2 protein-coding genes are annotated in these 9,219 nt (G+C 46.1%); both read left to right on the top strand.

Features of this window, described 5'->3' with window-relative positions:
- The first annotated feature begins 3 nt into the window (after window positions 1–3).
- Window positions 4–7,725 carry a non-ribosomal peptide synthetase gene (locus CKO50_RS23020; protein WP_095730080.1) on the top strand — a complete coding sequence of 2,574 codons (7,722 nt, stop codon included), beginning with the start codon at window positions 4–6 and terminating at the stop codon, window positions 7,723–7,725.
- A 127-nt stretch (window positions 7,726–7,852) separates the two neighbouring features.
- Window positions 7,853–9,091, top strand: coding sequence for an NAD(P)/FAD-dependent oxidoreductase (locus tag CKO50_RS23015; protein WP_095730079.1), 1,239 nt, complete (start codon window positions 7,853–7,855; stop codon window positions 9,089–9,091).
- Window positions 9,092–9,219: the final 128 nt, after the last annotated feature.

The raw sequence follows: 9,219 nt of genomic DNA, 5'->3' as shown, positions 1-9,219 counted from the left end.
GTAATGCTCACGCAGCACAATGTGCTTTACTATCTTCACGCCTTAACCCGCCAGTTAGGTGACAAGTATCGGAATATCGACTTTTCTTCTAACTACTGTTTTGACCTGTCGGTGACCACCACCTTATGTCCGCTCCTTGCTGGACAAACGGTGTGTGTCTATGAAGGCGATATTCTTGATGCCGCCGCCTTTAGAGCTCACCTAAGTACCGCGAATGTTGGCTTTGTGAAAACCACACCGAGTCTTGCTATGGCGCTATTGCCTGGCAGCGATGCGCAAGTCGATACCCTGATGCTTGGCGGTGAAGCACTAACTGAGCAGGCCATTGATGCATTAAGCGGCCATGTTAATGCTATTTTCGATGAATATGGCCCAACAGAAGCCACCGTCGGTGCGATGCTCGCGCAGGCCTACCCACGTCTTCATCAAGGCATAGGTAAAGCCTACCCTAACGTTAATCTTCATGTGTTATCTGAGTCGCTGCAGCCCATGCCTATTGGCGCGCCGGGTGAGTTATATATTTCAGGCCTTGGGGTTGCCCGTGGTTACTTAAACCGCCCTGAACTCAATGTTGAGCGCTTTATTGATAATCCACTTAGTCACGACCCCGCTCATAGCAAGCTGTACAAAACCGGTGACCTTGCCCGCTTCCTAGACAACGGCGATTTGGTGTACCTTGGTCGTAACGATGAGCAGGTGAAAATTCGTGGTTATCGTGTCGAACTAGGCGAGATTGCTGCTGCCATTATCGACCAGCAAGGCGTACGAAACGCAGTGGTGATTGATGTGCCTGCACCGCAAGGTAAAGCATTAGCCGCTTATCTTGTTGCAGAGCCTGACCTTGAAATTACCGAGTTAAAACTTGTCCTAAGTGCTGCTTTACCTGAATACATGGTGCCCAGTCACTTTACCTTAGTCGAGCATATTCCACTTACGGGTAACGGTAAGCTTGACCGCAAAGCACTCCCCGCACCAGAGCTTCAAGCCGACAACCTCTATGTGGCACCGCGTAATGCCTTAGAGACCCAGCTTTGTGAGATTTGGCAGCAGGTACTTGGCCTTGAGCAAGTGGGGATTGAGGATAATTTCTTCCAAATCGGCGGCGATTCAATTGTCAGTATTCAGCTGGTTTCACGCTTAAGAGAAGCTGGGTTAACGGTACAAGTTAAAGAGATATTTGCCGCCCCAACTCCCGCGCGGCTGGCAAAGCTTATCAGTGCGAATGGCGACAAGAAGGTTACGATAAAAACCGAACAAGGCCAGCTTGAAGGCGAGTTCGATCTACTGCCTATCCAGCAGTGGTTCTTCGCAAATCAGTTTGCTAACCCCGCACACTTTGCCCAAACTTTTGCCACTGTAATGCCAAGCGCAATCAGTGATGAGAGATTAGTTGAGCTATTGTCCGAGCTTGCTGAGCAACATGATGTGCTACGCCTTGTTTTCAATCAAAAGACGGCGCACATTACCCAGCAGTACCAACAAAATAATACCATGGCACCTCTAGTTAAACTTGATGCAGACACGCTCAGTGACGACGAGCTTGCCAAGCAATTAACCCGCTTGCAGTCACAGTTTGCGTTAAATTCAGGCCCTTTATGGCAGCCAATTCGTGTCAAACGCCAAAGCCAAGATGTATTGGTATTGGCCTTCCACCACCTGATCATCGACTTTGTCTCTTGGCGGATCCTAATTGAGGACTTAAATAGCCTTTATCAAGGCAAAAAATTGGCGCAAAAAACCTCAAGCTATCGTCAATGGGTTGAGACCTTAGCCCAATACGCACATGTTCAAGCCGAACAAATTAACTACTGGCAGGAAGTACTTGATACTTGCCAAACGCACTTAACAGCGAAGAACACACCGACAAACCAAGTGATTAAACTTGACTCTGCATTTACACAAACGCTGCTGTTTGACGCTAATCAAGGCTACCACACAGAGCCTCGAGACCTTGTCGTCGCCGCACTGTCCCTAACTCTCGCTCATATCACTGGTAGTAATGATCAGGTTATTGCGCTTGAAGGACACGGGCGTGAACACATCGCCGAAGATATAGATCATTCGCGTACCGTAGGCTGGTTTACGTCATTATATCCACTGGCACTTCATGCGGGTTCTAATCTCGAAAGCGCTATCGTCAATGCCAAAGAGCAGCTACGTAAATTGCCAGACAATGGCGTTGGCTTTGGTCAGTTCTATTTTTCCAAACAAGTGGCGGGGACTCTACCAACCGTTGCATTCAACTATTTAGGCCAAATCGGTGGCACAAAAACGCAGCAATCCAGCGGTGACTTCTACTTAACTGAAGCCATTACAGGTCAATCAGTCGCAAGCGAAAATAACGGCCATTACGTTCTTGATATCAACGCAGCTATTATTCATGGTCAGCTTGTCTTAAATTGCACCACGGCGTTGTCTAAAACCGAATTCGCCCTATTCCAAAGCCAGTTCACCGCCAGTCTGCAAGCGGTGCTGGACACCGCATTGCATACCAAAGCGCAAGGCACCAAACAAACGCCAAGCGACTATAACCTGACAGGCGTCAGCTTCGCCCACTTAGATGCACTGCGTACACGTTACGACCTAGCCGCGGTTTATCCCGCAACAAACTTGCAGCAAGGCTTTATCTTCCACCAGCTTAATAGTCCAGAAGATACAGCCTATCGCGTGCAGTCACAGATGCAGTATTTCGATAAAATTGACCCCGCACTCTACCTACATGCGTGGCAACTAACCTCGCTGCAATATCCAGCGCTGCGCTGCGCTTTTGATGTTGAAGAAACCATGCTGCAACTTATCGTAGATCACACCTGTGTTGATGAAGATAACTTTAGCGTGATTGACATCAGCCAATACGCCGAAGCAGAACAACAAGCACACATAGAAAAGCTTGCAAACCAAATGTTAAATCAGCCATTTAATTTTGCAAGACCTGGGTTATTTACACTGCATTTGGTAAAACGCGGTGAAGCGCATTATCACCTAATAAAAACAGAGCATCACAGTATTTGTGATGGCTGGAGTGGCCCGTTAGTTATGCAGACCGTTCACCAGAACTATACGCAATTACTACAAGGTCAAGAACCTGTTTTACAGGTGGACAACGCCTATTTAGATGCCCATGCTTACCTAAGAGATAATCAGGCCGCCACCAAAGCATTTTGGCAATATCATGTCGCTGATTTATCACAAGCAAACGATCTTAACACCCTGTTTAGTCACTCAACAGATTTAGAAACGCTCCGTCATAATCATGACCCGCAGGCGCTGTATTTTGCTCTACCAAGCGAGACATTAAGTAAGTTGCAGCAAGCGTGTCAGCAACATTCTGTCACGCTCAATGCTGCGGTACAATTTGCCTGGCATAAGCTTATCCAGATCTATACTCGCGACGAATTTACTTTAGTAGGTACAACTATCGCAGGTCGTGACTTACCAATTGACGGCATAGAGCAAAGCGTTGGTGCTTACATCAATACGCTACCGCTGTATCTTGATTGGCCTACAGATGCCACCATCGCGCAGCAGCTCGAGAAGATCCAAACTGCCATTTTGGACTTAAATAGCCATGCAAATGTGTCACTTGCGTCACTGCAACAAGGTGCTAATCGGCTATTCCAAAGCCTAGTTGTTTTCGAAAACTACCCAAGCCTTGAAAATGAACAAGCAGAAGCACAACAAGCTCGCTGGCAGTTTGACGCAGCACCAGAACAAGTTGAATACCCACTTGCATTGATAGCAAAAGAGCAAGGAGAGCTGCAGCTTGAGCTGATGTACGACGCCAGCTTGCTTTCGCCAGCACGTGCCGCACAACTGCAATCTCAACTGCTACTTATCCTCAAGCAAGTCGCTGACAATACTCACTTACCTCATCAGCACATTGAAATTGCCAATACAGTGGAAAAGGTTCGTATTCTCAACGATTGGAATGAAACTGAGCGCGAGTCATGTGGCTTCGGGAACTTCAACGACTTATTTAGTGAAAAAGTCGCCGGCTCCCCCGATGCAACCGCGGTGGTCTGGCAAGATGAAGCACTAAGCTATCAAGCACTCAACCGCCAGGCTTGCCAGCTTGCCCAGCAATTATTGGTGATTAAGGCTGAGGTTTACGGCAACGAGTATCAAGGTGATTTCCCTGTCCTATTGCTGCATGAAAAACAGTTGGATTCTATCGTTGCGATCCTCGCTATTCTTAAAGCAGGCGGTGGTTATGTTCCTGTATCACCGGAATTTCCTGACTCAAGGATTGAATATATTGCCAAGGACTGTGGCGCGAAAATCGTGGTCACTCAATCGGGATTAGCGGATAGAGTTGCGAGTACAACACTAGCATCCCTGACACATGTACTCAGCGATACACCAATAGAGGGACCAAGCTTAGACCAAGCGGTATCGGTGAGTCCGTCTGATTTAGCTTATATTATCTATACCTCCGGCACCACAGGTAACCCTAAAGGCGTGGAAATCAGCCATGAGGCACTATTAAACTATGCCACTGATGACCACTTTATCGACCCATCACAGCTGAACAAAATACTTAGCTTATCGAGTATTAGCTTCGACGCATTTATTTTTGACTGCTTTGTCACACTCAGTAACGGCGCAGCGCTACACCTGATAGATAAACAGACTCAACTTGATCCAGAACGACTGATTGAGTACTGCCAAGCACAGCAGATTGATACGTGCTTTGTAACCACTGCGCTATTTAATCGTTTAGCTAGCGAAGACTTCTTCTTACACGCCGGACTTAAACAGATTAATTTTGGTGGAGAGGCGGTCGACTTAGCTATGGTTGAGCGAGTAAAGCATCAAGCGCCAGAGCTGATGCTTTACCACGCCTATGGCCCAACAGAGGCCACCGTTTATGCAACTTGCTGCTTACTCAACACTGTAAATCACGGAGCACCTATTGGCCGCGCCATTGCCAATAAATCTGCTTACGTGTTGTCGCCCGCTGGCAAAATACTTCCACCGGGCGTGGCGGGAGAGCTTTATATTGGCGGCGCGGGTATGGCAAGACGCTATTTACACCGTCCAGATCTAACCGAACAAGCATTCTTAGTTAATCCGTTCGCATCGGATAGATACCTCGCAAGCGGTTGGAACAAAATGTATAAAACGGGAGACTTAGTTAAATGGCGTGAAGATGGCTTATTAGAGTATGTTGGTCGTAATGATTTTCAGGTGAAAATTCGTGGTTACCGCATCGAACTTGGCGAGATTGAAACTGCAATTAAGCAACAACCGCAAATTCATACAGCTCTTGTAAACGTAAGTGAACAAGATGGAATTAAACGTATCGTGGCCTACTTGGTCATGGCAAAAACTGAGTCACTAGATGAGGCAAAGCTCAAACAAACACTCTCTCAAATACTGCCGAGTTATATGCTGCCAAGTGCTTACGTCACATTAGATGCCCTACCCGTTACGGTTAATGGCAAGATTGATGCCCGAGCACTACCGCAGCCCGATTTTAGCCAAACTGAGACTCACCATGCTCCAAATACAGAACTGGAGCAGCATATCGCTAAAATTTGGTGTGCTGTATTGGGGATTAAGCAAGTTGGCTTGGAAGATAACTTCTTCCATATTGGTGGTGACTCAATTATGAGTATTCAGCTCATGTCGGCTCTCAAACGTGCTGGTTATTCATTGTCGACCAAAGACATATTTACGTATCCAACTTTAGAAGCGCTTTGTGCATTTTTGGCAAATAATGAACAGGTAGAAATCGAGGCTGAACAAGGTGAGCTCAGCGGAAAAATCAACTTATTACCTATCCAGCAATGGTTCCTCAACTCCCATTACCGTCATAAAGCGCATTTTAATCAGTCGGTCATGCTCGCACTTCCGCACAATATCGCGCTAGATAATTTGGAGCGTGCACTTGCGCAGCTGCATCAACAACATGACATGTTGCGCGCTCAGTTTAGCAAAACCGAGACTTGGCAATCCCAATATCAAAGTGTTGCTGCTTGTCCAACACCAAAGCTTATCCATTTGGACACCTCGGGGCTTGATGAGCAGCAAACCGGTCTGGCGTTGAGTAAAATACACGCCCGTTTTGAACTCGGTTCAGGTGCTTTGTGGCAACCGGTTTTACTCAGCGATGAGACGCCGCTAACTAGGCTCGTACTTATCGTTCATCACCTTGTTATTGATGGTGTTTCGTGGCGTATTTTGGTCGAAGACTTAAGTCGCTTGCTACAAGGCGACACCTTAAGCGACAAAACCAGCAGTTATCGCCAATGGTCAGACGTTTTAGCCCTACATCCTTTTGAACAACAAATACCGTATTGGCAAAACGTGCTAAGCACACAGCAAAACGTACCTTACGGTAAATCACAACAGCGCCTTACTCATCAATTTGATACTCAGCTTACTGAGCAATTGCTACGCCTTGCTCCTGCTGGGTTTAATACAGAAATCAATGATCTCTTAATGAGCGCGTTTACTCGGGCTTGGTGCAATACCTTCTCTACAAACTATTGCCACCTTACGTTAGAAGGCCACGGCCGAGAACATCTGAATGACCATATTGATACCTCAAGAACACTAGGCTGGTTTACTAGTATGTTTCCGGTTGCTCTGAAAAATGACACGGATTTATCGACGCTGATTATTCGAAGCAAAGAAACGCTTCGCGCCATTCCAGATAAAGGGTTGGGCTTCAGCGAATTGGTCAGACGTGGGGAATTTTCCTTCAATCAATTACCTAAAGTTAGCTTTAATTATTTGGGACAACTTGATAGCAATAGTGATGCACAAGATCAGGGCATCCGAATGCTAAATACACACTCAGGCGATGCCAGCAGCAAAGAGAATCACGATGAAATGGCACTCATCGTGAACGCCGAAGTGCGTCAAATGCGACTGCAAGTGAGCATTGCGAGTCAGTTAGATGAGACGCAAACCACTGCGTTCATCGATCAGTTCGATGCAGCCCTTCGAGCCATCGTTTCACATTCAATTACAGCAGCAAACCCCCAAGGGATAAAAACCCTGAGCGATATTGAAATCGGCGTGTTGGTGAATGAAGCCGATGCACCTATTGAATGGTTTTTCTTCCCTCCAGGTGGCGGTGGTGCTGAAAGTTACTTGCAATCCATTGCTCCCAAGATTTCCACGCCTTGTTATTGTTTCAATAACATCTATGCCGCACAGGAAAAACCAAAGGGTTCGCTCGCCTATGACTATTATCAGTTCCAGACGTTGGCGTTGCAGTATGCTATTCATCTTAAAAAGCTAAAGCCTTGTGGTCCTTATCGGATTTTTGGTTGGAGTTTTGGCGCAACGCTGGCGCTTGAGGTTGCCAAACTGCTGCAAAATGAGGGAGAGACAGTCGAACATCTCGTGTTCGTCGACCCTTGCTTTGACTATGCCGCGATGCATGATGAAATTTTTGCTCTACATCCAGAGTTCAGTCATCTTGAGCCTGATAGAATTAATTACAACTATCAAAATGCTCCGGTATTTTCTAGCACCGCGAAGGTGACGCTATTTAGTGCTGGTTGTGCGGTTGAAGTGGCTCAGTCAGATAGCCTAGAGTTGCAACTTTCCAGTCACATAATCAACCGCTACCTTGATAAGAATCAAAACCTTATAGAAAAAGTAATGCAGCCCAGTCAGGTTCAAGTGTTCACCATGAAAGGGTCGCATAACAGCTGGATAAAAACACCGGACGACTTAATAAAAATGTCAGAAATTATGAACACTCTTTAACATTTTACTCGTTAATACAATGTTAAATTACATTTCTAAAGTGGGACATTAAAGGGAGCTTCCCTCTTCACTCTAGAATTAATTAATTGCCACATTTTCTCACAATATATGATTAAGGAATTACAAAATGGCTAAGGAAAATGTAGATGTACTTATTATCGGCGCTGGACCTGCTGGGACAATGACCGCTGCAAAGCTAATCCAAGCAGGATTAACCGTGAAGATCGTTGAACGTAGCCACTTTCCACGCTATGTGATCGGTGAAAGTCTTCTACCACAAAGTATGCAGCATCTGGAAGATGCTGGATTTATGGATGCATTAGTCGCACGCAATTACCAAAAGAAAATTGGTGCTAATTTTAAACAAGATGACTTCCAAGAGTTTTTCGATTTCTCTCAAAATTACACCGATGGCTGGACGTGGACATGGCAAGTACCGAGAGATGACTTTGACAATGTACTGGCTGAAGAAGTGCAAAAAATGGGAGTCCCTATCGAATTTGGCACTTCCGTAGTCGATGCCAACATGGATCTAGCAGAGTCTATCATTAAGGTAGCCAATGAGGTCGGTGATGTGCAGGAGATACAAGCCAAATTCGTTGTTGACTCAAGCGGCTATGGCCGAGTACTAGCAAATCTACTTGACTTAAATGAACCTTCGTCCGCACCGACTCGGGCAACTTTGTTCGCGCAATTTAAACCAGTTGATGGCATGGAGACTGGGACTGAAAACAATAAAGTAACGATTCTGGTTCACGAAGAGGATGTATGGGTTTGGCTAATACCTTTCTCTGACGGTCGTGTTTCAGTCGGCTTTGTTGGTAACCCTGAGTATTTGGAAAGTGCAGAGGGCGATGCTAAAGCGCGCTTTTTAACCTACCTTGCTCGCGATCAACATGTGTTAGCAATGCTGGAAGGAATGACGCTGTGTATGGAGCCAAAGGAGATCAAAGGCTACTCAAAAGGTATTAAACAACTGTTCGGCAAAAATTTTGTGCTAACCGGTAACGCCAGTGAATTTATTGACCCCGTATTTTCAGCCGGCGTTATGTTTGCGATTGAGTCAGGCGCTCGCGCAGCTGATCTCATTGTCGCTCAGTTAAATGGCGAGGAAGCCGATTGGCAGCAAGATTATGAAGCGCATATGCTTAAAGGGATTGCTGTCATGCGCACCTACATTGAAGGCTGGTACGACGGGCGTTTGCGCCGCCTATTTTTCTCAGACAACAAGCCTGAAAGAATTAAGAGCCAAATCACTTCTGTGCTTGCGGGCTATGTATGGGATGAGACTAATCCATTTGTAAACCGCAGCGAGAAAACCCTGAACCTGCTATCTGAACTCCATAACAACCCTGAAATGGCGTGATTTTAGCTTTTTAGACCGGCGTGGGAATAGCTTTTCACGCCACATAATATACTAACAAAGATGCGTTTCAGTAGTAGTGAAAGTAGTTGTGCGATGCCTATAGTTTCCCGAATTGACGATTAAACAAA

The sequence above is a fragment of the Pseudoalteromonas sp. HM-SA03 genome (assembly GCF_002289345.1).
In the GTDB taxonomy this organism is placed as follows: Bacteria; Pseudomonadota; Gammaproteobacteria; order Enterobacterales; family Alteromonadaceae; genus Pseudoalteromonas.
This window is presented reverse-complemented; position numbering and strand designations above follow the sequence as displayed.

Coding starts and splice junctions, on each gene's coding strand:
- CKO50_RS23020 (WP_095730080.1), top strand. CDS start 4: ATGCTCACGCAGCACAATGTGCTTTACTATCTTCACGCCTTAACCCGC.
- CKO50_RS23015 (WP_095730079.1), top strand. CDS start 7,853: ATGGCTAAGGAAAATGTAGATGTACTTATTATCGGCGCTGGACCTGCT.